The 23,881-nt window shown below is 69.7% G+C and carries 20 protein-coding genes, 3 tRNA genes and 1 pseudogene; 9 read left to right on the plus strand and 15 right to left on the minus strand.

Features of this window, described 5'->3' with window-relative positions; genetic code table 11:
• The first annotated feature begins 34 nt into the window (after positions 1-34).
• The gene (locus AB0B72_RS36600; protein ID WP_367744110.1) at positions 35-751 is read left to right on the plus strand and encodes an IclR family transcriptional regulator; all 717 of its coding nucleotides are present in this window, start codon (positions 35-37) and stop codon (positions 749-751) included.
• Positions 752-967: 216 nt separating this feature from the next.
• Positions 968-2,671 carry a hypothetical protein gene (locus tag AB0B72_RS36605; protein WP_367744111.1) on the plus strand — a complete coding sequence of 568 codons (1,704 nt, stop codon included), beginning with the start codon at positions 968-970 and terminating at the stop codon, positions 2,669-2,671.
• Here the strand turns inward: AB0B72_RS36605 and AB0B72_RS36610 are convergent.
• Both AB0B72_RS36610 and AB0B72_RS36615 read right to left on the minus strand, forming a co-directional pair.
• Positions 2,649-3,143: a PaaI family thioesterase gene (locus tag AB0B72_RS36610; RefSeq protein ID WP_367744112.1), complete on the minus strand. Its 495-nt coding sequence runs from the start codon at positions 3,141-3,143 to the stop codon at positions 2,649-2,651. The two genes, AB0B72_RS36605 and AB0B72_RS36610, sit on opposite strands and share 23 nt — an antisense overlap.
• Before the next feature lie 50 nt (positions 3,144-3,193).
• The gene (locus AB0B72_RS36615) at positions 3,194-3,979 is read right to left on the minus strand and encodes an alpha/beta fold hydrolase (protein ID WP_367744113.1); all 786 of its coding nucleotides are present in this window, start codon (positions 3,977-3,979) and stop codon (positions 3,194-3,196) included.
• Positions 3,980-4,096: 117 nt separating this feature from the next.
• Between AB0B72_RS36615 and AB0B72_RS36620 the strand changes: the two genes are divergently transcribed.
• On the plus strand, positions 4,097-4,684 hold the full coding sequence (locus AB0B72_RS36620) for a TetR/AcrR family transcriptional regulator (RefSeq protein ID WP_367744114.1): 588 nt from the start codon (positions 4,097-4,099) through the stop codon (positions 4,682-4,684).
• Between the two features lie 91 nt (positions 4,685-4,775).
• Here AB0B72_RS36620 and AB0B72_RS36625 read toward each other — a convergent pair whose 3' ends face one another.
• From AB0B72_RS36625 to AB0B72_RS36640, 4 genes are all read right to left on the minus strand, one after another.
• A complete protein-coding gene (locus AB0B72_RS36625) occupies positions 4,776-5,630 on the minus strand; it encodes a sulfotransferase (RefSeq protein ID WP_367744115.1) in 855 nt (284 codons plus the stop codon).
• Positions 5,631-5,896: 266 nt separating this feature from the next.
• Positions 5,897-5,969, minus strand: a tRNA-Glu gene (locus AB0B72_RS36630).
• Between the two features lie 10 nt (positions 5,970-5,979).
• Positions 5,980-6,055, minus strand: a tRNA-Glu gene (locus AB0B72_RS36635).
• Between the two features lie 52 nt (positions 6,056-6,107).
• A tRNA-Gln gene (locus AB0B72_RS36640) sits at positions 6,108-6,179 on the minus strand.
• 172 nt (positions 6,180-6,351) lie between these two features.
• Here AB0B72_RS36640 and AB0B72_RS36645 point away from each other — a divergent pair.
• The gene (locus AB0B72_RS36645; protein ID WP_367744117.1) at positions 6,352-8,331 is read left to right on the plus strand and encodes a M3 family metallopeptidase; all 1,980 of its coding nucleotides are present in this window, start codon (positions 6,352-6,354) and stop codon (positions 8,329-8,331) included.
• Positions 8,332-8,388: 57 nt separating this feature from the next.
• Here the strand turns inward: AB0B72_RS36645 and gltX are convergent, their stop codons facing one another.
• Together gltX and AB0B72_RS36655 are read right to left on the minus strand one after the other, a co-directional pair.
• Positions 8,389-9,753 (minus strand): glutamate--tRNA ligase, encoded by a 1,365-nt coding sequence (gltX, locus tag AB0B72_RS36650; protein ID WP_367744119.1) that lies wholly within the window; start codon positions 9,751-9,753, stop codon positions 8,389-8,391.
• Entirely contained in the window at positions 9,746-10,516 is a 771-nt protein-coding gene (locus AB0B72_RS36655; protein ID WP_367744121.1) for a fumarylacetoacetate hydrolase family protein, read from the minus strand. Before AB0B72_RS36655 ends, gltX begins: the two co-directional genes overlap by 8 nt.
• A 175-nt stretch (positions 10,517-10,691) precedes the next feature.
• On the opposite strand from AB0B72_RS36655, the gene AB0B72_RS36660 reads away from it, so the two are divergent.
• Positions 10,692-11,099: an antibiotic biosynthesis monooxygenase gene (locus tag AB0B72_RS36660; protein ID WP_367744123.1), complete on the plus strand. Its 408-nt coding sequence runs from the start codon at positions 10,692-10,694 to the stop codon at positions 11,097-11,099.
• A gap of 248 nt (positions 11,100-11,347) precedes the next feature.
• The gene (locus tag AB0B72_RS36665; protein ID WP_367744124.1) at positions 11,348-13,048 is read left to right on the plus strand and encodes a heparinase II/III family protein; all 1,701 of its coding nucleotides are present in this window, start codon (positions 11,348-11,350) and stop codon (positions 13,046-13,048) included.
• Positions 13,049-13,118: 70 nt separating this feature from the next.
• Here AB0B72_RS36665 and AB0B72_RS36670 read toward each other — a convergent pair whose 3' ends face one another.
• The 4 genes from AB0B72_RS36670 to cimA all read right to left on the minus strand — a co-directional run bounded on the left by AB0B72_RS36670 (position 13,119) and on the right by cimA (position 17,343).
• The gene (locus AB0B72_RS36670; protein ID WP_367744126.1) at positions 13,119-13,769 is read right to left on the minus strand and encodes a DivIVA domain-containing protein; all 651 of its coding nucleotides are present in this window, start codon (positions 13,767-13,769) and stop codon (positions 13,119-13,121) included.
• The gene (locus tag AB0B72_RS36675) at positions 13,766-14,887 is read right to left on the minus strand and encodes a globin domain-containing protein (protein ID WP_367744127.1); all 1,122 of its coding nucleotides are present in this window, start codon (positions 14,885-14,887) and stop codon (positions 13,766-13,768) included. The genes AB0B72_RS36670 and AB0B72_RS36675 overlap by 4 nt, the downstream gene beginning before the upstream one ends.
• Positions 14,888-15,271, minus strand: coding sequence for a group 1 truncated hemoglobin (locus AB0B72_RS36680; protein WP_367744129.1), 384 nt, complete (start codon positions 15,269-15,271; stop codon positions 14,888-14,890).
• Between the two features lie 497 nt (positions 15,272-15,768).
• Positions 15,769-17,343, minus strand: a complete 1,575-nt coding sequence (gene cimA, locus AB0B72_RS36685) for a citramalate synthase (protein WP_367744130.1) — start codon at positions 17,341-17,343, stop codon at positions 15,769-15,771.
• Between the two features lie 245 nt (positions 17,344-17,588).
• Here cimA and AB0B72_RS36690 point away from each other — a divergent pair, with 245 nt between their 5' ends.
• From AB0B72_RS36690 to AB0B72_RS36700, 3 genes and pseudogenes are all read left to right on the plus strand, one after another.
• Positions 17,589-17,900 (plus strand): hypothetical protein, encoded by a 312-nt coding sequence (locus AB0B72_RS36690; protein ID WP_367744146.1) that lies wholly within the window; start codon positions 17,589-17,591, stop codon positions 17,898-17,900.
• Positions 17,849-18,799, plus strand: a complete 951-nt coding sequence (locus AB0B72_RS36695) for a TolB family protein (RefSeq protein ID WP_367744132.1) — start codon at positions 17,849-17,851, stop codon at positions 18,797-18,799. The genes AB0B72_RS36690 and AB0B72_RS36695 overlap by 52 nt, the downstream gene beginning before the upstream one ends.
• Positions 18,800-18,947: 148 nt before the next feature.
• A pseudogene (locus AB0B72_RS36700) lies at positions 18,948-19,214 on the plus strand (hypothetical protein); the annotation flags it as partial.
• Positions 19,215-19,244: 30 nt separating this feature from the next.
• Here the strand turns inward: AB0B72_RS36700 and AB0B72_RS36705 are convergent.
• The 3 genes from AB0B72_RS36705 to serA all read right to left on the minus strand — a co-directional run bounded on the left by AB0B72_RS36705 (position 19,245) and on the right by serA (position 23,740).
• On the minus strand, positions 19,245-20,336 hold the full coding sequence (locus tag AB0B72_RS36705; protein WP_367744134.1) for a branched-chain amino acid aminotransferase: 1,092 nt from the start codon (positions 20,334-20,336) through the stop codon (positions 19,245-19,247).
• Positions 20,337-20,476: 140 nt separating this feature from the next.
• Positions 20,477-21,523, minus strand: coding sequence for a 3-isopropylmalate dehydrogenase (locus tag AB0B72_RS36710; RefSeq protein ID WP_367744136.1), 1,047 nt, complete (start codon positions 21,521-21,523; stop codon positions 20,477-20,479).
• A gap of 627 nt (positions 21,524-22,150) precedes the next feature.
• Positions 22,151-23,740 carry a phosphoglycerate dehydrogenase gene (gene serA, locus AB0B72_RS36715; RefSeq protein ID WP_367744137.1) on the minus strand — a complete coding sequence of 530 codons (1,590 nt, stop codon included), beginning with the start codon at positions 23,738-23,740 and terminating at the stop codon, positions 22,151-22,153.
• Between the last annotated feature and the right edge of the window lie 141 nt (positions 23,741-23,881).

The following is a 23,881-nucleotide window of genomic DNA, read 5'->3' on the forward strand; positions in this document are numbered from 1 at the left end:
TGCATCTCGGATAGCGAGACGGCAGTATCGGGGTATGGACAACTCTAGCGGGGTCGGAGTACTCGACAAGGCGGTTCTCGTACTCAACGCCCTGGAGGCGGGCCCCGCTTCCCTGGCACAGCTCGTCCAGGCGACGGGACTGGCCCGGCCCACGGCTCACCGGCTCGCGGTGGCGCTGGAGCACCACCGCATCGTCTCCCGCGACACGCAGGGTCGTTTCATCCTGGGCCCCCGGCTGTCGGAGTTGTCCACCGCCGCCGGGGAGGACCGGCTGCTCGCCGTCGCCGGTCCCGTGCTCATCCAGCTCCGCGACCTCACCGGGGAGAGCGCCCAGCTCTACCGCCGCCAGGGCGACGAGCGCGTCTGCGTTGCCGCCGCCGAGCGCGCGAGCGGCCTGCGCGACACCGTGCCGGTCGGCTCGGCCCTGCCGATGACCGCGGGCTCGGCCGCCCAGATACTGCTGGCCTGGGAGGAGCCCGACCGGCTGCACCGCGGCCTGCGCGGCGCCAAGTTCACCGCCGCCACCCTCGCCAGCGTACGCAGGAGGGGCTGGGCCCACAGCGTCGGCGAGCGGGAGCAGGGCGTCGCCAGCGTCTCCGCCGCCATACGGGGCTCCGGGGGCAAGGTCATCGCGGCCGTGTCGGTCTCCGGCCCCATCGAGCGCCTGACCCGCACGCCCGGCCGCATGCACGCCGCGCCCGTCGTCGCCGCCGCCGAAAGGATCACCGAGGCCATGCGGCGGGCAAACTAGCCGGTCCTCCCCCGTAGCGGTGTTCTGCGGGCCGGCGAACCCGGCCCCGGCGGGAATTCGGGGCTTGCGAGGAGTCCTCGCGGGTGCGGCGACGACACGGCGAGACGTCATCTGAGCGGCGGCGGCAGGCGAGAAGATCCAAAAGACATGGCCCGGTCATCCACAGGCGCGCTAACTGATTAGAGAGCGGCGTCCCGATAGCCCTAGGCTGGCGGGGTGACAGATCGCATCGAGGCGGCCGCCGGTGAGCTGCGTCCCCTGCTCCAAGAATTCATACTCTGGGCGCCCGCCAACGCACCCGGCAGCGATCCGGAGCTCGTGGGGCCGGTCGCGTTGTGGCACCGCCTCATCGCCCGCGAGGACGTCGGGCTCTGGAAGCGCGGCGATCTGCGCACCGTGCTCCTTGAACGCATGCCGCAGGTGGTCGAGGACCCCGACGCCGCCGCCGACGGCATGGTGGGCGCGATCCGGGCGTACCTGACGTTCCTGTCGTCGACCGGCCGGCTCTCGCCGGGCTCCGCCACGCTCCCCACCCTGCTCGCCGAGCTGGAGGAGATCGAGGACGACTTCGTCGACGCGATGGAGGACGCCATCGCCGAGCGCGACTGGGACGAGGAGGAGGACGAGCTCGACGGGGACGAGGAGGACGAGGGTCTCGGCGACTTCGAGACGTTCGCCGACGAGATCGGCGCCCTGCCCACGATCCGGCTGCGGCCCGACTCCGAGCTCGCCGAGGCGGCCCGGGGGGTGACGCTCATCGCCCAGGCCAGGGACCTGGCCCTGTGGGTCGGGACCGGCCGCAAGGTCGGTGAGGAGACGCTGCTCGGGGACGACGAGGTGGACGAGGCCGTGCGGACGCTCGGGCTGCCCGACGCGCACAACATCTGGAACCTGTGGAACCTCGCCATCGACCTGGAGTTCCTCGCTCCGGACGGCGACGACACGGTGAGCGTGGACTCCGACACCGCCGCCTGGCCGTTCGACGACGACGAGGACGTGCTGGACGCCTGGCTGCTCGGGCTCCACTCGCTCGACTACGGCGACCCCGAGCTCGACGACGACGATCTGACCCTCGCGTTGTCCGGGCTGACGCGCGCCCTGCTGATCCGCCTGCTCCTGGGCGGCGGCGAGCGGTCGCTCACCGACCTGCGGGGGGAGCTGGCCGAGGCGGTGGCCGAGTACGACGACCTCGGCCCCGACGCGTGGGCCGCCGCCGGCGACCCGCTCGCGCCCGTGATCGCCTGGCTCGGCGGCTACGGCATGGTGACCGTCGAGGACGACGTCGTACGGCTGACGCCGCTCGGCACCGAGGGCATGGTCCACATGCTCGACGACGCCGACATCGAGATCGACGCGCGGCCGGCCATCGACGCGATGACCGCCCTCGACCTGCTGTCGTTCAGCGCCGACATGTCCGAGGAGGAGGCCGACGAGGAGTTCGCCGCCTGGCTGAGGCTGCGCGACACCCCGCAGGCCGCCTCGGAGCTGCTCGCCGCCGCCGCCGAGGAGGAGTCGGACGCCCTGGTCCGGGTCCAGGCCGCCAGCCTCGTCGGGGCACTGGGAGAGGCCGCCGTGCCGGCCTGGCGGGAGGCGCTGAAGGAGCCGTCGCTGCGGCCGTACGCCGCGACCCACCTCACCCAGCTGGAGGTCGAGGAGGCGCCCGAGCCGACGCCTGAGGACACGCACTGGCTGATCCTCGACATGTGGACCATCTCCGCCGGGCTCGGGCGGCCGGAGTTCGTGAGCAGCCTGCACGACATCGGCCCGGCCCAGACGCTCATCGAGCTGCTCGACGTGATCTGGAAGGTCCCCCACCCTCACGTGGAGGAGCTGATGGAGGCCATCGACGACGCCCATCCGGACAAGCAGGTGGGCAAGGCCGCCAAGCGGGCGCTGTTCAAGGCGCGATCGGGAAGATAGCGCAGGTCGTCGTGCCGTGGGCGTAGAGCTTGCCGTCGGCGGCGCCCACGATCCTCGCCTCCGCGGTGGCGATCGACCTGCCCACATGCAGGACGGTCCCCTCGCAGCGCAGCGTGCCGGTGTGCGCGAACGCCGGGCGCACCATGTGGACCGTCAGGTTCGTGGTGGTGTAGCCCGCCCCCGCCGGCAGCCGGGTCATCACCGCGCAGCCGAGCGCGGAGTCGAGCAGCGTGGCGTAGTAGCCGCCGTGGACCGAGCCGATCGGGTTGTACAGGTGCTCCCCGGTCTCACCCTCGAAGACGGCCAGTCCCGGCTCCACCCGGACGAGTGTGAAGCCCAGCGTCCCGGCGATCGGCGGCGCGGGGATCCGGCCTTCGATCATCTCGTGGAGGAACTCCAGCCCGCTCAGCTCGCCGGGAGGAACCGTCGGAGGGGCCCAGGAATGGGTGCGGGAGGTGGCCGTCGTCGTCATGGGTTCAACTTTGGAACCCAGACCACCTTCAGCGCAAATCGGTCGTCCGCCTAAAGCCCGCGCAGGAACTCGTGGACCACCGCGGCGAACCCGTCCGGGTCGGCGGCGTGGACGAAGTGGTCGCCGTCCAGCTCCGCCCGGCGGGTGCCGGGACGGCGGCTGATCATCTCCTGGACCTGCTCGGCCGGGATGACGCCGCGGCTGCCGTGGACCAGCAGCGCCGGACATGAGCCGGCCGTCCAGTCCGCCCAGTGACTGCCGTGCACCAGCTCTTCGGAGTCCACCATGTCGCGGGGGACGAACGGCAGCCGCCAGCCACCGTCGGCGTCGCGACGCAGGCCGTCGGCGAAGAACGGGGCGAAATGCCCGAGCCCCTCGATCAGCGCCTCACGGGTGGGCGCCTGGTACGGCAGATCCAGCACGAAGGACAGCGGGTTGGGGCCGTGCAGGCCGAGTTCGGCCGGGCCCTCGGTGTTGACGAGGGCCGCGACGCGAGCGGGGTGGCGGGCGGCGAACTGGTAGGCGTTGATCGCGCCCAGCGAATGCCCGAGCAGCACCACCCGGTCGAGGCCGAGATGGTCGAGGAGCGCCAGGACGTCGGCGACGTAACCCTGGCGGCTGTAGTCGGCCGCCCGGTCGGAGTCACCGTGCCCGCGCTGGTCGGGGGCGATGACCCGCCATCCGGAACCGAGCCGCGCAGCCAGGCCGGCGAAGGAGGCGCCTTCGGACATGTGCCCGTGCAGGGCCACCAGAGGACGGCCGGGGCCGCCGAAGTCGAGGTAGGACAGGCGACGGCCGTCGATGGTCAGCTCGGCGCGGTTGATGGTGTGGCTCACGGGATCCCCCTTGGTTGTCGGTGTCTCCACGTTAACGGTGGTTTGCGCGTACGCGCAAGACGTACGCCTAAGGCATTTGCCTAGGACGATCGCCTCATCGGCCGGTAGCATTCCCGCATGGGAAATCGGGAGGACCTGATCGCCGGAGCGCGGCGCTGCCTGGAGGAGAAGGGCTGGGCACGGACGACGGTCCGCGACATCTCGGCCGCCTCGGGCGGTGTCAGCATGGCGGCCATCGGCTACCACTTCGGTTCGAGGGAGGCGCTGCTGAACGCCGCCCTCATCGAGGCCATCGACGACTGGGGCGCTCAGACGGGGCGGGTGCTCGCCGACTTCGGCCAGGCCGGGTCAACCCCGGCCGAGCGGTACGAGGCGATGTGGGACCGGGTGATCGCCTCTCTCGCGGAGAACCGCAAGCTGTGGCTGGCGACCGTCGAGGCCCTCATCCAGGCGGAGCATTCGGAGGAGCTGCGGCGTTACCTGTCCGACGGCCAGAGCGAGGGCCGCCGTGGGCTGGCGGCCCTCCTGGCCGGCGTCGAGGAGGACACGGTCGACCAGGCCACCGTACGCACGCTCGGCGCCGTCCAGCTCGCCCTGCTGTCCGGAGTCCTGACGCAGTGGCTCACCGACCCTCAGCGGGCTCCCACCGGAGCGGAGGTGATCGCGGGCCTGCGCGCGCTGGCCCCTCTCCTGGGCCCTTCCTGAATCGATCCCCGGCCGTCCGCGTGATCGGGAATCTCGCGGGGGTGCGCGGTAGCGGCAGACGGCCGATCACGAGCACCGTCTGACCGCGGTGTCAGGACTCTTGGAGGTAACCCCAGGCGGTGGCGACCTCGCGCAGGTCCTCCGGGACGTCCTCGGGGGCGGGAAGCGGCCGGCCACGCTGCACCCGGCCGCTGCGGATCTTGTCGCGCCAGTCTCCGATGCCCTTCACGAACTCGCCGTGGTCGTGCCGGCCGTACTCGATCATGCCGGGCTCGTAGCCGATGCCGAGATAGGTGCACACACGGCGCATCTCGCCCTCGGGGTCGTCGACGAGCGCCTCATATCTCAGGTCGAGCCCGTCGTACCGCCGCCTGGCCTCCTGGAGGTAGCGCATGTACTGCAGGGTGTGCCGGACGGCCTCCTCCATGGGCCGCTCCTGCGGGTCGGCCTCATGCCAGGAGCCGGCGATCGAGGCGGGGTGACGCATGAGGAAGATGAAGCGGGCGTCGGGCCAGCACGTGGATATGCGCCGGTGGGCGAAGACGTTGCTGGGCGTCTTGTCGACGATGATGTCCTTGCCGCTCGCGACCAGTTCCCGGTGCAGCATGCGGTCCCAGAGGACGTGCTCGATGTCGCTCGGGGAATGACCGAGCGCGTCCATGGCCTGCCGCACCGGCTCGGTCGTCAGGCTGACGGCGATCCTCCGTATGTGGAGCTCGTGCGGCGCATGGATTCGCGAATGGCTGTTCAGCATGACGCGGAGCAACGTGGAGCCGGACCTGACGGGCGAGAGCACGAAGACGGGTGCGCGCAGCAGCCGGTCGATCTTCGGATCGGCCGGCGGGCGTGGAGTGTCCTTGGGGGGCGGGGCCTGCGGCCTGGGCCGGACGATGGTGTAGCCGGTGATGCCTTCGAGGGCCGAGTTGACCTTCGTCTTCCACGTCATGGGCCTTCACCGTAGGCAGGGCGGTTGGCCGAGAGATGAACGTGAGCTGGGAAGGGCCAAAGAACCGGACTGGCGCCCGCGCAGCGGGCCGTGAACAGGGCGCGGCGTCCCGTAACGGCGAAACCCCCGGCGATGGAGATGCCGAGGGTTTCTATGGGATGTAGCCCCGACCGGATTCGCGCCCGCGCAGCGGGCCGTGAACAGGGCGCGGCGTCCCGTAACGGCGAAACCCCCGGCAGGTGGATGCCGAGGGTTTCTATGGGATGTAGCCCCGACCGGATTCGAACCGGCGCTACCGCCTTGAGAGGGCGGCGTCCTAGGCCACTAGACGACGGAGCCAGGTGCAGTGTGGTAGTCCCGAGCGGATTCGAACCGCCGTTACCGCCTTGAGAGGGCGGCGTCCTAGGCCACTAGACGACGGGACCATGCACTGCGCTGTTGTTCTTCCAGCAGAATCCCTGAACTGGGGGGATCCAGCTGGGGTACCAGGACTCGAACCTAGACTAGCTGAACCAGAATCAGCCGGGCTGCCAATTACCCCATACCCCATCTGCTCACGAGACCCAGGGCCCCGCTTGCGACTCCGAAAGGATAGCCCAGCTTGGGACCCACTACCAAAACGATTCCCGGCGAGCCCCCGGGCGATCCCCGAGCCGTCCCTCGTGTGCCAGGCTGGGCAAGCGCCAGCCCACCCATCGCACGACGCGAGGAGCCGCCAGAGATGACCCCGGCCGCGAACCCTTTCCTCACCCCCAGCACGCTGCCCTACCGCCTGCCCCCCTTCCAGGAGATCCGGGAGGAGCACTACGCGCCGGCGTTCGAACAGGGCATGGCCGAGCACCTGGCCGAGGTGGAGGCGATCGCGGACAACCCGGAGCCGCCGACGTTCGAGAACACCATCGAAGCTCTGGAACGGTCAGGACGGCTGCTGGAGCGGGTCTCCGCGGTCTTCTTCAACCAGGCGTCCTCGGACACCACGCCGGGCATCCAGGAGATCCAGAAGGACGTCGTGCCCAAGCTGGCCAAGCACGCCGACGCCGTGCACCTGAACGCGGCGCTGTTCGCCCGCATCCAGGCGGTCGAGCCGTCCGGGGACGAGCAGCGGTGGCTGCTGGAGCGCTATCTGACCGACTTCACCCGCGCGGGCGCCCGGCTGGGGCCGCAGAAGCAGGAACGCCTGCGGTGGCTCAACGAGCGGCTGTCCACGCTGTCCACGACGTTCCAGCAGAACCTGCTGGCCGACACCAACAACCGGGCCGTCCTCGTGCACGACTCCGCGGAGCTCGACGGCCTGTCGCAGGACGCGATCGCCGGGCTCGCCGAGACGGCCAGACAGCGCGGGCTGGACGGCGGATACCTCATCACCCTGGTGCTGCCGACGGGTCAGCCGGCCCTCGCCGAGCTGACCGACCGGTCACTGCGGGAGCGGATCCATGCCGCCTCTGTCGGCCGGGGCGCGGACAACGCCGAGCTGATCACGGAGATGGCGGCCCTCCGCCAGGAGCACGCCACCCTGCTGGGCTACGGCAACCACGCGGAGTACGTCCTGGCCGACCAGACCGCGGGGACCACGGCGGCGGTCACCGCGATGCTGGAGCGGCTGGTGCCTCCGGCGGTGGCGAACGCCCGCAAGGAGCAGGCGGACCTGGAAGAGCTCGCCGGCCATGCCGTACAGCCGTGGGACTGGTCGTTCTACGCCGAGAAGGTGCGCAAGGAGCGCTACGACATCGACAGCGCCCGCATGCGGCCGTACTTCGAGCTGAACTCCGTGCTGGAGAAGGGCGTCTTCCACGCCGCCAACCGGCTGTACGGGATCACCTTCACCGAGCGGCCCGACCTGCACGGCTACCACCCGGAGGCGCGGGTCTTCGAGGTGGCCGAGGAGGACGGGTCGCCGATCGGCCTGTTCCTCGGCGACTTCCACGCCCGGGCCTCCAAGCGGGGCGGCGCCTGGATGAACAGCCTGGTCAGGCAGTCGGCCCTGGAGGGCACCGGGCCGGTCGTGGTCAACAACCTCAACATCGTCAAGGGCGAGCCGACGCTCATGACGTTCGACGAGGTCAACACGATGTTCCACGAGTTCGGCCATGCCCTGCACGGCCTGTTCTCCGACGTGCGCTACCCGCGTTTCTCCGGCACGTCGGTGCCGCGTGACTTCGTGGAGTATCCCTCGCAGGTGAACGAGATGTGGGCCACCCATCCGGAGATCCTGGCCAACTACGCCCGTCACCACGAGACGGGCGAGCCCATGCCTCAGGAGCTCGTCGACCGGATGCTGGAGACCCAGAAGTTCAACCAGGGGTTCGCGACCGTGGAGTACCTGTCCGCCACGCTGCTCGACTGGGCCTGGCACACGGCGTACACGGGCGGCGGCGCCGAGGAGTTCGAGGCGCGGGCGCTCAAAGACGCGGGCGTGGACCTTCCGGCTGTGCCGCCGCGCTACCGGAGCACCTACTTCGCCCACATCTGGGCGGGCGGGTACAGCGCCGGGTACTACTCCTACATCTGGAGCGAGGTCCTCGACGCGGACACGGTGGAGTGGTTCACCGAGAACGGCGGCCTGCGCCGGGAGAACGGCGACCGGTTCCGCCGGGAGCTGCTGTCCAGGGGCGGCAGCGTCGACGCGATGACGGCCTTCCGCCGGTTCCGCGGCCGGGACCCGGAGATCGGCCCTCTGCTCACCCGCCGCGGCCTGCTGTAAAGCCCCTTTTCAGCGCCGCGTCTGCGGGTGACGGCCGAAGACCGTCACCCGCAGGTGTCAGGAGAGCCGGGCGAGAGCCGTACGGATCCGATCAAGTGATCGCTCACGGCCGAGGACCTCGATGGACTCGAACAGCGGCAGGCCGACCGTCCTGCCGGTGATCGCCACCCGTACGGGGGCCTGGGCCTTGCCGAGCTTCAGCCCGTGGGCGGCGCCGACCTCTTCCAGCGCCTCCTTCAGCGAGTCCGGGTCCCAGCTGACCGACTCCAGGCGCTCGGCGTAGCCGGAGAGGATCTCGGCGGCGCCCGGCTTCATCGCCTTGTCCCACGCCGCGGGGTCGACGGCCGGCTCCTCCAGGAAGAGGAAGTCGACGTTGGCCGTGATCTCCGACAGCACGGCGACCCGGGTCTGGGCCAGCCCGGCCACCCGGGCGAAGACGTCCCGGTCCCACGAGGGGTCGAGCCACGGGTCGCAGCGGGCGATGAAGACGGCGGGCGGCAGCGCGCGGATGTATTCGCCGTTGAACGCCCGCAGCTTCTTCTCGTCGAAGAACGCCGGAGCCTGGTTGACGTCCTCCAGGCGGAACAGCGGCACCATCTGCGACCACGGCATGATCTCGCGGTCGTCGCCGGGGCCCCAGCCGAGCAGCATCAGGTAGTTGACCATGGCCTCCGCGAGGTAGCCCTCCTCGCGGTAGGACTCCAGGGCCACCTTGTCACGCCGCTTGGACAGCTTCTGCCGCTTCTCGTTCACGATGACCGGCACGTGCGCCCAGACAGGGGGCTCCGCGCCGAGCGCCTCCCACAGCAGCTGCTGCTTGGGCGTGTTCGACAGGTGCTCCTCGGCCCTGAGGACGTCGGTGATCCGCATCTCGATGTCGTCGACCACGTTGGCGAGGATGAACAGCGGGGAGCCGTCGCCGCGGACGATGACGAAGTCCTCCATCGCGGCATTGGGGAACTCGACCCGGCCGCGGACCTTGTCGTCCACCACGGTCACGCCCTCGTCGGGGGTGCGGAACCGCACGGCGCCCTCGGTGAGGCCGAGATCGCGGCAGTGGCCGTCGTAGCCCTGGTGCTCGGAGCCGGTCCTGGCCTTCACGTCGTCGCGCGTGCAGGTGCAGTGGTAGGCCTTGCCGTCCTTGAGGAGCTTGGCCGCCGCCTCGCGGTGCTGCTCCTCGTACGCCGACTGGAAGTAGGGCCCCTCGAAGTGCGGCGAGTCGCCGTTGATGCCGATCCAGGCGAGGGCCGAGATGATCCCCTCGGTCCACTCCGGCCGGTTGCGCGCGGCGTCGGTGTCCTCGATGCGCAGGACGAACGTGCCACCGGTCTGCTCGGCGACGGCCCAGTTGAACAGTGCCGAGCGGGCGCCGCCGACGTGGAACATGCCGGTCGGCGACGGCGCGAAGCGCACCCTAGTCACGTGAGATCACCCGGTTAGTGAGAGTTCCGATTCCTTCGATGGAGACGCTGACCTCGTCGCCCACGTCCATCGGCCCGACTCCGGCGGGAGTGCCGGTGAGGATGACGTCGCCCGGCAGCAGCGTCATCGCCGCGCTCACGTACTCGATGAGCGCGGGGATGTGGTGCAGCAGCAGTGAGGTCCGCGCGGTCTGCCTGAGCTCGCCGTTCAACGTGGTGGTGATCGCGAGGTCGGCCGGGTCGAGGGAGGTCTCGATCCAGGGGCCGAGCGGGCAGAACGTGTCGAAGCCCTTGGCCCTGGCCCACTGCCCGTCCTTGGCCTGGAGATCCCGGGCCGTGACGTCGTTGGCGCAGGTGTAGCCGAAGACCACGTCGTACGCGCGCTCGGCGGGCACCTCCCGGCACAGCCGCCCGATGACCACGGCCAGCTCACCCTCGAAGTCGACGCGGCTCGACAGTTTCTCCGGGTGCATGACGGGCTCCCCCGGCCCGATCACCGAGGTGTTGGGCTTGAGGAACACCACCGGCTCGGCCGGAGGCTCCCCGCCCATCTCGCGGGCGTGGTCGGCGTAGTTCTTGCCGATGCCGATGACCTTGCTGGGCAGCATGGGGGCGACGACGCGGACCTCGGCCAGCGGATACCGCTCGCCGGTCAGCTCCACGCCGCCGAACGGGTGGCCGGCGATCCTGGCGATGACCTGCTCGCCCTCTTCCACCACTCCGAACGCGACCCCGTCGCCCGTGGAGAACCTCGCGATACGCACGTCACGAGCCTAGTGCCGACTGCCGGATGGTCATGTTCGGCGTGGCCGTCCTGTGGACGAACCGCGGACCCGCCTCCCGCGTACCGGGCGGGGCCGCCTCGTAAGGTGGTGTCCGTAGGTCGTGTCCGTGGCTGGTCTCGGATCACGTGGGGAATCGAGTCGTACGGGAGTCCATGTGCCTTCGGTCGTGAAGATCAACGTGCTGACGGTGCCCGCGGGGATGCGGGAGGAGCTGGAGAAGCGGTTCGCGAACCGGGCCGGGATGGTCGAGTCGTCCGACGGGTTCGAGTGGTTCGAGCTCCTCCGGCCCGTGGAGGGCACCGAGCGCTACCTCGTCTACACCCGCTGGCGGAGCGAGGAGGACTTCCAGCGCTGGCAGCAGAGCATGGCGTTCCAGGCGGGGCACGCGCGGGCCGCCGCCGAGTCGGGCCGCCAGGGTGAGGCGCACGGCCACGCGGGGGGCGAGGGCCACCCGCACGCACAGGGCCAGGGGCACGGCCATGGGCACGGCGGGCCCGCCGCCACCGACTCCGAGCTCTGGTCGTTCGAGGTCGTCCAGAGCGCGTCCCCCAAGCAGGGCTGAGCCTCACTCCACGACAGGAGCGTCGAACGGGTCGGCGGCGGTCCGCGCCGCCGTCAGGCCGATGTCGTGCGGGACAGCCGGGACGTGGCGAAGCTCGTCGCCGGCACCGATACTGCGCCCTGCCGCGCCACGTTCTGCACAGGTACCTTTCGGAACGCATGCCCTGTTACTGCCGTGACTTGACGATATGAGTGGGATTCGGCCAGCATCCTCCCCATCCCCTGTCTTGATCGGTCGGAAGGAACTGCGTGCGCAGCCGCTCTCCAGTCATCGGCGTGTTCGCCGTCCTCCTGCTGGCCGGTCTCCTCGCCGCTCCCGCGCGGGCCGGGACCGCGCGGGACGGGACCGCGCGGGCCGGCACGCAGCAGCCGCAACGGACCGCCGAATGCCAGGGCGACTGGCTGCCCGCCACCCCCACGTCCCCCGACATCATGAACGGCAAGCTGTCGTTCCTCGACCTCCCCACGGTGACCGTCGGCAAGGACGTCGACTGGCGGACGGATCCGTACAAGAACAGGTCCTGGCAGATGGTGTTCCAGTCGCTGCGCTGGATGGGCCGTCTGGTGGCGGACTACGAGTCGACGGGCCGGCAGGAGTACCTCAGCAGGGCGACCGAGATCGCCAAGGACTGGGTGGCCGACAACCCGCCCGGGGGGCGCCACACCGCCAAGTACGCCTGGTCGGAGCATCCCATCGCCCTGCGCGCCCCCGCTCTCGTCTGCCTGAGCAGGTACGTCACGGCCGGGTGGCTGAAGGACAGCCTCGCGCTGCACGCCAAGCTGCTGTCCGACCCCAAGCATTACGAGGCCGGCCACAACCACGGGCTCGACCAGGACATCGGCCTGCTGCGGATCGGCTGCCGCTACGGCAACGGCACGTGGAAGAGCCTCGCCCTGCGGCGCATGACGAGCTCGATGCGGACGGACATCGACTCCGAAGGCGCGCTGAGGGAACAGGCCCCCCGCTACGCCATCTACGTCCACGACCGGCTGCGGGTCGCGATCGACACGATCCACGACTGCGGGCTGAAGGTGCCCGCGGACCTGGCCGCCCGCTGGGAGCACCTGCCCGAGCACATCAGCGCCGCCACCCAGCCGAACGGATACCTCGTGCCCATCGGCGACGGCCCCGCCGACGTCCAGCCCGCCGGTTTCGCGCACGCCGACGCGACCGTGCAGATCTTCAGGGCGGGGTACGTCTTCGGCCGCACGACCTGGGGGGACCCCCAGTCGGCGTACTACTCGATCAGGTTCGGCCCGGGGCTCAAGTTCCACGGGCACGAGGACCATCTGGGCGTCACCTACTACGCCCAGGGGCGCCCGATCCTCACGGAGGCCGGGTTCCACTCCTACGAGGGCACGCCGTACCGGAAGTGGACGATGACCCCCGAGGCGCACAACGTGCCGGTCGTCGTGGGCGCCAGGTTCCGCGGCCACACCCCGACCTCGCTGGTGCGCAGGTCCGTCGGCAAGGAGCGGCAGTCGTTCACGCTGACCGACCGGGCGTACGGCGTCCGCCGGACCCGCGCGGTGCTGGTGAACCACCACCAGGACGTGATGGCCGTGCTCGACACCGGCGGCGCCGCGCTGCGCAACCTGTGGCACCTCGACCCGTCCCTGAAGGTCGTGTCGTCGGCGAAGGGCACGGTCGTGGTGGCCGACGGCTCCTGGCGGGCGTCGCTCGTGCAGCTCACGATGCCCGCCTGCAAGCCGATCAAGGGCCAGCGGGTCGTCCGCGGGCAGACGAGCCCCTACCAGGGGTGGGTGTCACCCGCGTACATGCGCAAGGTGCCCGCCTCGGCCGTCATCTCACCCGTGGCGAAGTCGCTGCTGACGATCGTGGTGCCCGGGACGGACAGCCCCGCCGTCACCTGCTCGGGTCGTACGGTGATCGTCCACACCCCCGACGGCCCCGTTACGCTGCGTGCGAGCGGCGGGAACCTGTCGTAGCCCTCGGCGGCCGGTCGTCGTCCGCGGCCCCCATGAGTGCGGTGTGCCGCGGTGACGCCTGGAATCGCGGCTAGCGATGGACCGGCGAGGAGCCGTTGACGACCTGCCGGCCCTGATCCGGCAGGTGGCCGAGCTTGTCGACCTCCTGGGCCAGCCCTTCGAGCACGGCGCGCAACTGCACCTGGGTCACCTGCGCGAACGTCCGCAGGTAGGCGATCCGCCGTTCCAGCTCCTCCGCGTCGGCGCTCTGCACGCCAGAACCCGAACGGTAGGCGCCGACGGCCTGGTCTGCGGCCTCCTCGGCCTGCCGCTGCGCCTCCTGGAGAATCTGCTCGTACTGCTGGCGGGCCTCCCCTACGAGCCGGCGCGCGTAGTCCTCCGCCTCCGCGATCTGGGCGTCGGCCGCCTGCTGCGCCCGTGACAGGAGGTTGATCGCATCGACGCTGAGCCCTGTCTGCAGGCCGGCCATGCCGTCCACGTTGACGCCGTGCGCCTTGTACCACTGCCTCATGCGGTCGACGGAGGCCCGCAAGTCGGCCTTCTCCCTGTCGCCGGCCGCGATGTCCTCCGCCACGCGGTACAGGAACGTGCGCACCTCGTCCTCGCTGTAGCCGCGGTGCCCGAGCTTGGTCCGCGAGAACTCCTGCTTGCGCACCCGATCCGGGGTAAGTGGCTGCCGGCCGCTCAGTGGGCGATCTCCCCAGGCCATCTCTGCCGTCATGACTCCCGACCCCTGTCGCTCGTGAACTCGTCGAAGTGGATCCGCTCCGGTGGCACGCCGGCGTCCAGCAGCCGTGCGACGGTGCTCTGCACCATCTCCTCCGACCCGCACACGAAGACGTCCTGGCCGCGCCAGGCCGGGAGCGCCGCGTCCACCGCGTGGCTCCGGACGCCCCGGTAGAGAGGGTCGTGGGAGACGACCGGCGTGAGGGTCAGCCACGGGTGCTCGGCGTCCATCTTGGCCAGCGCCTCGAGATCGTACAGTTCCCGGGAGGTACGGGCGCCGACGACGAGGTCCACCTTGCGCAGCGGGCCCTCGTGCATCACCTGTTCGACCAGCGCCTTGAGGGGGGCGAGGCCCGTGCCGCCGGCGATCAACAGCAGGTCGCCGGGCCGCTCCTCGGAGAGCGTCAGCCGGTCGCCCACCGGCGCTCCCACCCGCAGGACGTCGCCGTGACGCGCGCCGTGCACCAGCGCCGAGCTGAGCATGCCGCCGTCTACGAGGCGTACGTGAAGGTCGATCGTGTTGTCTTCGCGCGGCGCGTTGGCGAAGGAGTAGTAGCGCCAGATCCGCGGTCGCAGGGCGAACGAGATCGAGGCCGACTGGCCGGGCCGGTAAGGGTACTGGTAGTTCAGCCGCGCCCGGATCACGGCGATGCCGAGGGCCCGGGGCTCATGGCTGATGATCTCCCCCTCCCACCAGGGCGGAGTGGTCGCCGACGCGTCGGCCGCGGCGTCCGACATGACCTGGGCGACCAGGCCGTACGCCTGCGTCCAGTCCTGGGCGAGGGCGGGCGTCCACCCTTCGGCCAGGAAATGTTCGAGGGTGGCGAGCAGTGCCCTGCCGACCGCGGGGTAGTGCTCCGCGACGACGGCGAACTTGCGGTGGTCGCGACCGAGCTGCTGCAGGAACGGGACCAGCTCCTCCACCCGGTCGACGTTGCTGACGATCTGCCCGAGCGCGCCGACGAGCCGGTCGCGCTGGCGCGCCATCGACACCGGGAACAGGTCCCGTGTCTCCGGGGCGGTGAGGAACAGGGCCGAGTAGAAGAACAGCGGCACCTGATCACCCGATCGGGCGACGAGGTGCCAGCTGTCCTTCAGAGCTTGCGCGTCCACTTAGCCGGCCGTCTCGACGGGCTCCGCCACGATGGACGACTCCACCTTCCTCAAGACCAGCACGACGTGCTGCACGATCTCGTCGCCCACACCGGCCTCCTGAAGGACGGAGACGAGGATCTCACCGACCTTCGCGTAGTGCTCGGACGTGATGCCCATGCCGCTGTGCGCCTCGGCGAGGTCGCGCCCCTCGTAGGGCTCCGGGCCGCCCAGGACGGAGCACAGCAGCACGACCATGTGCCGCTTCAGCCTCGGCATGTCGACACCGGCGAAATACGGCCGCAGGTCGGCGTCGTCGAGCACGAGCACGTAGAAGCGCTCGACGGCGTCGCGGACAGCCGGGGCGCCGCCGATCTGGTCGTAGTAAGAGGGCGAGGTGGTCACAAAACCTCCATGACAGGACGGGCGTCGGGCGAGCCGGTTGACAACGTTCGATGATTTTCCGAACTCGGCTCGGTCATGACGCCGGTCATACGAAAGGACGTTCTCCGGCACTCAGCGCGCGGCCGTTTCGGGCGAGGAACCCGCCCAGGGCGGCGGAGAGTACGGGGCGAGTGAAGGTGGTGTGGATCTGCCGTCACCCTCCGTCGAGGCCAGAAGCATGAGACGACGAGGCCGAGCCATGGCCCACATCGTGAGCCACAGGCTCAAAGCCCGTCCGCCTAGGCAACTATTGTCCCATAAGTCACAGCAGCAACAAACACTAATGCTGACAAATCCAGACTTGCGCAGGTCAAAGTCGGTTCCGTCGCCTCTCCAGCGCGACATGAGGAAAGCGCGCGAGCGAACCGGCCGGAGCGGTGGCCGCCTACCTTCGCGCCTTCGGCGCGGCCTCACGGCCTCAAGGGCGTCCCGAGACCGGGCGAGCGGAGCGAGCGCGGTTAAACGCTGTGCCCGGCGCGGAGGAGGCCGTAGGTGACGGCCTGCTCCAGGGCCTGCCAGGAGGCCTCGATGATGTTCTCGTCCACGCCGACCGTGGCCCATTCGCCGGTCGCGTCGCTGGTGGTGATCAGCACGCGGGTGACGGCGTCCGTGCCGTGGGCGCCTTCGAGGATGCGGACCTTGAAGTCGATCAGCTCGACCGCGGCGAGCTCGGGGTAGAGCCTCTCCAGCGCGAGCCGTACGGCCTTGTCGAGCGCGTTGACGGGGCCGTTGCCCTCCCCGGTGGCGATGATCCGCTCGCCCTTGGCGTGGAGCTTGACCGTGGCTTCGCTGACGATGTCCCCGGCGGGGCGCCGTTCGACGATGACCCGCCACGACTCGACGGTGAAGTAGCGCGTCCGCTCGCCTCGCACGGTGTCGCGCAGCAGGAGCTCGAACGAGGCGTCGGCGGCCTCGAAGGTGTGGCCCTTGGCCTCCAGCTCCTTCACCCGGTCGACGAGCTCCCGCGACTGGTCGCCGGTGAGCTGGTAGCCCAGCTCGCGGCCCTTGAGCTCCACCGAGGCCCGTCCGGCCATGTCGGAGACCAGCATCCGCATGTCGTTGCCGACCTGGGCGGGGTCGATGTGCTGGTAGAGGTTCGGGTCCACCTTGATCGCGGACGCGTGGAGGCCGGCCTTGTGCGCGAAGGCCGACATCCCGACGTACGGCTGGTGGGAGTTGGGGGTGACGTTGGTGACCTCGGTGATCGCGTGCGCGATGCGCGTCATGTCCCCCAGCGCCCGGGGCGGCACGAGGTCGAACCCCCGCTTGAGCTGGAGGTTGGCGACCACGGTGAACAGGTTGGCGTTGCCGGACCGCTCGCCGTACCCGTTGGCGCAGCCCTGCACGTGCGTGGCGCCGGCCTTGACGGCGGCGAGGGTGTTGGCGACGGCGCAGCCGGTGTCGTCGTGGCAGTGGATGCCGATCCGGGCCCCGGTGCCGACCGCGTCGTGGACGACCTCGGCCAGCTCGTCGGGGAGCATGCCGCCGTTAGTGTCGCACAGCGCGATCACCGACGCTCCGGCCTCGGCCGCGGTACGGAGGACCTCCAGGGCGTAGGCCCGGTTGGATCGGTAGCCGTCGAAGAAGTGCTCGGCGTCGAGGAAGACGCGCCGGCCCTCCGTACGGAGGTGGGAGACCGTGTCGCGGATCATCGCGAGGTTCTCCTCCAGGGTCGTACGGAGGGCCAGCTCAACGTGCCGGTCGTGACTCTTGGCGACAAGGGTCACGATCGGTGCGCCGGACTCGCGCAGGGCTGCCACCAACGGGTCGTCGGCGGCTTTCACACCGGCTCGGCGGGTCGCGCCGAACGCGGCGAGCTGCGCGTGCTCCAGGTCGAGCTCTGTTTGAGCCCGCCGGAAGAATTCGGTGTCCTTGGGGTTGGCGCCGGGCCATCCGCCCTCGATGAAGCCCACGCCGAGGCCGTCCAGGTGACGAGCGATGGCCAGCTTGTCGGCCACCGTGAGGTTGAGCCCCTCCTGCTGGGCGCCGTCACGGAGCGTCGTGTCGTACACGTGGAAGCCGTCGTCGGCCATCTGTCTGTCCCTTCGCGGATGTCCGTCGCCGTGCGCTGTCAGCCCAAACAAAAAGACCCCTCACGGACGTGAGAGGTCTGCGCGCCGGCGGTGTCCCTTAACCGGCGCGCCTACTGATAATGAGCAGACCGTTGCGCATGATGCCTGCGAGTCTGCCACACGTCCTCACCATTCGGCACGGCGATCTCATATTACGAGACATGTGATGGTGAACCGCTCGTGGACGGCTGGTTCCAGGTGGGCTCATCGCGGTGGACGACACCCTCCAGCACGGCGAGATCGTCGCCCCTTCGGCGAGCGGCAACGTGCCGGGAACGCGGGCGATCAACGACCTGGTGGCCGGCGACGACCGGGTGACCTCGGTCCTCCTCCCCTTCGCCGACGGCCTCACCCTGATCCGCAAGGCCTCGATCCGCAAGGCCCCGATCCAGGTTGAGTGGCTGGTTGTCGCGTGCGGTTCCCGTGATAATCGGGGCATACCACAGGTCGATCAAGGGGGCTCGCGATGGTGCCGGGTTTGCGATGGGTCGTCGCCTCCACCACGGTCGCGGTACTGATGATCACACAAGTGCGACCGACGCCGGCAGCAGCGGACGCGGCCACCACGAAGAAGGTCTTCGCCCGCTACGTCGTGGATAGCTCCCCGGTAGGAACGCATCCCGATGAAGACCCCATCGGCCCCTGGCGGCTGCGACTGCGAGGCGGCCGGCTGATTCGCCTGACGGACGCGATGTTCACCGACCCACTTTCTTGGCCCATTCTCACGCCACATGGAAGCCAGGTGGCCTACTACCGCAAGTCCGACGGCGCCTTAGTCGTCCGTGACCTCAGCACCGGTAAGGTCCGTGCCGTACCTGGAAGATTCTCGCGCGAGGGCGGACTCTGCAAGCTTTCCCCTGGAGGCCGCTTCCTGGTCGTATGCGGCCAGCCGTACCAGGTCGTGAACACCATTACCGGGCAGACCCACACGCTTCCTTCTGGATACTACGGAAAGCTGTCTTTCAGTCCCGACAACAAGTATGTGCTCTTCCATCGCGCGACCGATCCCAATCTCGTCAGCCGCGACCCCGGCATCACCGAGGTGTTCTCCACGGAGACCTGGACCGTGGTATATCGCGGCACGCAGGTCGGTGCGCTGCGCATGGGCGGGTCCATCGTCGCCTACGTCGATGCGCAGTTCAGCAGGCCTACCTACATCCGGTTCTGGAATCTGGCTACCGGCGCATCCGCTGGATCCGCCATCAAGGTCCCGGTCGGCGAAACCCCCCGAGCGCTGGTATGGGACCAGGCCGGCCACCTCGATGTCCTGACCTACCTGGAGAACAAATACCGCGGTGGCCTCGTCATCCGCAAGAGCGGCTACCGCTGGCGGCGCGCCAACTCCGGTATGCGCATCCTTGACGCTTTCCGGATCCAGGCCACCCATTGGAGGCCCGCCGACGGGGGCCTGGCCTGAGGGCTGTCAATCCCCTCGAACCAACCGGGTGTGGCACTTTCTCAGTGAGTGCCTGAGATGGACCTGGCTGGAGCTGAAGCGGTTTGGAAGCTTTACGCCCTGATCGGCTGCCAAGCGTTACCAAGAGGTCAACGACCAGTGGCCTGACCGCAGGGTCGAGATCATCAACGGCCGGATCGTGGTGAGGGAGTTGCCCACGATCGACCACGCACGGGTGATCCTCCACCTGCTGCGGCAGATCCTCACTTTCGCCACAGAGCAAGGCTGGTCACCCTTGTGGGACCTCAAGCTCTTTCTCGGCACGCAGATGGACCGGCACAAGCCGGACCTTCTCATCGTCCCCGCCGAGCCCCGGATGTGGGATCCGGAGAACCGGCACGCTGATCGAGGGCTGAGCCGCAGGCCAGGAGGGTGATCTCCCTCCTGGCGTACGGCGAAGACGGCCTCAGCAGATCTTGTGGATCCAGTCGCGGGTGTCGGGGCGGGTGCCGTACTGGATGCCCACGAGCTCCTCGCGAATCTTCTGGGTGACCGGGCCGGGGCTGCCGTCGCCGACGGTCCAGTCGCGGCCGACCCCCTTGACCGAGCCCACGGGGGTGACCACGGCGGCCGTGCCGCAGGCGAAGACCTCGGTCAGCTCGCCGGACTCGCAGCCCGCCTGCCAGTCGTCGATGGAGATCTTGCCTTCCTCCACCTTCAGGCCGAGCTCACCGGCCATGCTGAGGATCGAGTCACGGGTGATGCCGGGCAGGAGCGTCCCGGTCAGCGCGGGCGTGACGAGGCGGTCGCCGAAGACGAAGAACAGGTTCATCCCGCCCATCTCCTCGACCCAGCGGTGCTCGAAGGCGTCGAGCCAGACGACCTGGTCGCACCCCTCCTCCACCGCCTGGCGCTGCGCCACGAACGCCGCCGCGTAGTTGCCGCCGCACTTGGCGAAGCCGGTGCCGCCGGGCGCGGCGCGGGTGTACTCGGTGGACAGCCACACCTTGACCGGCTTCACCCCGCCCGTGAAGTACGACGCGGCGGGCGAGGCGATCACCATGTAGCGGTAGCTGCTCGACGGGTGGTTGACGCCGAGACCGGCCTGCGTGGCGATCATGAAGGGGCGCAGGTAGAGGCTGTGCCCCTCGGTGGTCGGCACCCAGTCGCGGTCGCTTTGCACGAGCAGCTCCAGCGACTCGACGAACGTCTCCTGCGGCAGCTCCGGCATCGCCATCCGCAGGGCCGACGCGTTGAACCTGGCCGCGTTGGCGTACGGGCGGAAGGTCACGATCGAGCCGTTGACCTGCCGGTACGCCTTGAGGCCCTCGAACAGCTCCTGGGCGTAGTGGAAGACGGCCGTGGCCGGATCGAGCACCAGGGGGCCGTACGGCTCCAGCCGGGCGTCGTGCCAGCCCCGTCCCTCGGCCCAGTCGATCGAGATCATGTGATCGGTGAATATCTGCCCGAAGCCCGGGCTGGCCAGTACCCGCTCACGCTCGGCCGCGCTGCGGGCCTTCTGGTTGAGCTGCACGTCGAAGCTGAGGTGGGTGGTCATGCGGGTCCTTCTCTCTACGTCGTCATAGTCATTGTGCGACGAGTCGGCTAACGGAAACCTAGGGCATCGGGAAGGTATGAAAAAGCGCATGGCGGCCCTAACCGGGCCGCCATGCGCGTAGTTGGGATGAGCGGCCGGGATCAGCCGGCTACTCGAGCAGCGATGTCGTCGCCGATCTCACGGGTGGAACGGGCCGTCCAGCCGCCCTGGCGCTCGACGAGGTCGTCGGCCACGGCCTGCTCGACGCGGTCCGCCGCGTCGGCGTGCCCCAGGTGGTCGAGGAGCATGGCGACGGACAGGATCGTGGCCGTGGGGTCGGCCTTCCCCTGGCCGGCGATGTCGGGGGCGCTGCCGTGCACGGGCTCGAACATCGACGGAGCGGTGCGGTCGGGGTTGACGTTGCCACTGGCCGCCAGGCCGATGCCGCCCGCGATGGCCGCGCCGATGTCGGTGAGGATGTCGCCGAACAGGTTGTCCGTGACGATCACGTCGAACCGCGCCGGCTGGCTGACGAAGAACATCGAGGCCGCGTCGACGTGGCAGTAGTCGGTCTCGACGTCGGCGAACTCCACGCTGAGCCGGTCGACCGTGCGGGCCCAGAGGTCGCCGGCGTAGGTGAGGACGTTGGTCTTGTGGACGAGGGTGAGCTTGCGGCGAGGCCGGGCCAGCGCCTTCTCGAACGCGTAGCGGACGACGCGCTCGACGCCGTAGGCGGTGTTCAGCGACTCCTGTGTCGCGATCTCCTGGTCGGTGCCGCGGCGCATCACGCCGCCGGCCCCGGCGTACGGGCCCTCGGTGCCCTCGCGCACGACGATCATGTCGATGTCCTCGGGGCGTACTCCGGCGAGCGGGGTGGCGACGCCGGGGAACAGCTTGACCGGGCGGAGGTTCACGTAGTGGTCGAGCCGGAAGCGCAGCTTCAGCAGCAGGTCGCGCTCCAGGACGCCCGGCGGGACGCTGGGGTCGCCGACCGCGCCGAGCAGGATGGCGTCGTAGCCGCGCAGCTCGTCGAGCACCGCGTCCGGAAGGGTCTCACCGGTCGCGTGGTAGCGCCGCGCGCCGAGGTCGTATTCGGTCGTGTCGGCCTTGACGCCCACCGCGTGGAGGACCTTCAGGCCCTCGGCGACGACCTCCGTGCCGATCCCGTCACCGGGGATTACCGCCAGGCGGATTGTGCTCGACTCCATGCGGGTACCTTACCGGGTGTCTCGACAGCCGAGCACCCATCTCACCATTCGGTCGTACGGGCGCCGCGGGCGCGGCGCCCCCTCCCGCGCGCCGAGGGCCGGTCAGCCCTGCGGCGCGCCCCCGTTGTCGCGGCGGTCCAGCGCCGTCTGAAGGGCGGTGGCCGCCTCGTCCTCGGCGTCCTCGAGGGCGTTCCAGGGATACATCTCGTACATGGCGGATCTCATTCCGGACAGAGGGATGCTGAGAGCGGATTCCCGCCGCGTCGATCACTCGCATGGATCACCCGCGTGGATCACTGCCATGCGGCTCCGGTCCCGGACGCGGATCGCGCGTCCTCTGGGCGAAGCCGGTGCCGGCGGCGGCGCCGCGACGGGCCCCACCTGCCCCGGTCGATGTCCCGGTCGATGTCCCGGTCAGTGTCCCGGTTGGGCCCCGCGACGGTAGGTCATGAGTACGGATTCCTGGCGCGTCATTACGGCCACAGTACCGCAGAATCTCGTAGGACGACCTAGTATCTCAGATGCCGAGACGCCGGACATGGGAAGAGGGTGCCCCGGCGGGGTCGTGACGACCCCTCGGGACACCCTCTCTCGTTCGGCTCGCGACCTCCGCGTCCCGCCCCGGGCTCAGTCCTCCAGGTCGACCGTACGGCCGCTGTCGGCGCCGATCTCGACGGCGATCTGCTCGACCACATCGGACGGGATCGCCGAGTCGACGGTGAGGGCGATCAGGGCCTTGCCGCCCTTGACGTCCCGGGAGACCTGCATGGACGCGATGTTCACGCGGTGCTCGCCCAGCAGGCGGCCGACGATGCCGACGATGCCGGGGCGGTCGGTGTAGGTGAAGAAGGCCAGGTGCTCGGTCGGCTCGATCTCCATCGCGTAGCCGTTGACCTCGACGATCTTCATGACCTGCCGGGGGCCGGAGAGCGTGCCGGAGACCGACACCGTACGGCCGTCGGCGAGGACGCCGCGCACGGTGACGAGGTTGCGCCAGTCCGGGCTCTCGGTGCTGGTCAGCAGCTCGACCACGGTGCCGCGGTCCTTGGCGAGCAGCGGGGCGTTGACGTAGGTCACCGCGTCCTCGACGACGTCGGTGAAGACGCCCTTGAGCGCGGCGAGCTCAAGCACGCGGACGTCCTGGGAGGCGATCTCGCCGCGCACCTCGACGTCGAGGCGGGTCGCCACCTCGCCGGCGAGAGCGGTGAAGATCCGGCCGAGCTTCTCGGTGAGCGGCAGGCCGGGCTTGACCTCCTCGGCGACCGCTCCGCCCTGGACGTTCACGGCGTCGGGGACGAACTCGCCGGCGAGCGCCAGCTTGACGCTGCGCGCCACCTGGGTGCCGGCCTTCTCCTGCGCCTCGTGCGTGGACGCCCCGAGGTGCGGCGTCACCACGACCTGGTCGAACTCGAACAGGGGGCTGTCGACGCACGGCTCCTTGGCGAACACGTCGATGCCGGCGCCGGCGACCCGGCCCTCCTTGAGGGCGGAGTGGAGCGCGTTCTCGTCGATGATGCCGCCGCGGGCGACGTTGACGACCCGGACGGTCGGCTTGACCATGTGAAGCTCGCGGTCGCCGATGAGGCCGACGGTCTCCTTCGACTTGGGCAGGTGGACCGTGATGAAGTCGGACTGCTGGAGGAGCTCCTCCAGCGAGACCAGCCGTACGCCCATCTGCGCGGCGCGGGCCGGCTGCAGGTAGGGGTCGTACGCGATGAGCTCGACGCCGAAGGGCTGCAGGCGCTGCGCGACGAGCTGGCCGATCTTGCCGAGGCCGAGAATGCCCACGACCTTCTCGTCGAGCTCCACGCCGGTGTACTTGGAGCGCTTCCACTCGCCGCCCTTGAGCGCGGCGTGGCCCTGCGCGACGTTGCGCGCGCTGGCCAGGATCAGGGCGATCGTGTGCTCGGCGGCGCTGGTGATGTTGGAGGTCGGCGCGTTCACGACCATGACGCCTGCCTTGGTGGCGGCCTCGACGTCGACGTTGTCGAGGCCCACGCCGGCCCGCGCGACGACGCGCAGCTTCGGCGCGGCGGCGACGGCCTCGGCGTCGACCTGTGTGGCGCTGCGGACGATCAGCGCGTCCACGTCAGCCAGGGCCGGCAGCAGCTGCGACCGGTCCGAGCCGTCGGTGTGACGGACCTCGAAATCCGCGCCGAGCACGGCGAGACCCGCATCGGAGAGCTCTTCTGCGACAAGTACGACGGGCTTGCTCACTGGTGAGTCCTTCGGAAAGTGCGACGGCACGGACGTCCCCGAGTCTATCGAGGCTTGTGAAAGGCCTCACGAGCGATCCGGCATCCGAGACACGAGCCGTGGCGCACGGCATGTCCAGGGGCTTCTGTGGCTGACGAGAAA

Source organism: Microbispora sp. NPDC049125 (genome assembly GCF_040802045.1).
In the GTDB taxonomy this organism is placed as follows: Bacteria; Actinomycetota; Actinomycetes; order Streptosporangiales; family Streptosporangiaceae; genus Microbispora.

What these genes read in the sequence shown, in the direction of transcription:
- AB0B72_RS36710 (WP_367744136.1), bottom strand. Translation starts at nt 21,523, where the DNA reads ATGGAGTCGAGCACAATCCGCCTGGCGGTAATCCCCGGTGACGGGATC.
- AB0B72_RS36610 (WP_367744112.1), bottom strand. Translation starts at nt 3,143, where the DNA reads ATGACGACGACGGCCACCTCCCGCACCCATTCCTGGGCCCCTCCGACG.
- cimA (WP_367744130.1), bottom strand. Translation starts at nt 17,343, where the DNA reads ATGGCCGACGACGGCTTCCACGTGTACGACACGACGCTCCGTGACGGC.
- AB0B72_RS36600 (WP_367744110.1), top strand. Translation starts at nt 35, where the DNA reads ATGGACAACTCTAGCGGGGTCGGAGTACTCGACAAGGCGGTTCTCGTA.
- AB0B72_RS36625 (WP_367744115.1), bottom strand. Translation starts at nt 5,630, where the DNA reads ATGACGTGGAAGACGAAGGTCAACTCGGCCCTCGAAGGCATCACCGGC.
- AB0B72_RS36670 (WP_367744126.1), bottom strand. Translation starts at nt 13,769, where the DNA reads ATGACGGCAGAGATGGCCTGGGGAGATCGCCCACTGAGCGGCCGGCAG.
- AB0B72_RS36620 (WP_367744114.1), top strand. Translation starts at nt 4,097, where the DNA reads ATGGGAAATCGGGAGGACCTGATCGCCGGAGCGCGGCGCTGCCTGGAG.
- AB0B72_RS36705 (WP_367744134.1), bottom strand. Translation starts at nt 20,336, where the DNA reads ATGACCACCCACCTCAGCTTCGACGTGCAGCTCAACCAGAAGGCCCGC.
- AB0B72_RS36645 (WP_367744117.1), top strand. Translation starts at nt 6,352, where the DNA reads ATGACCCCGGCCGCGAACCCTTTCCTCACCCCCAGCACGCTGCCCTAC.
- AB0B72_RS36695 (WP_367744132.1), top strand. Translation starts at nt 17,849, where the DNA reads ATGGTGCCGGGTTTGCGATGGGTCGTCGCCTCCACCACGGTCGCGGTA.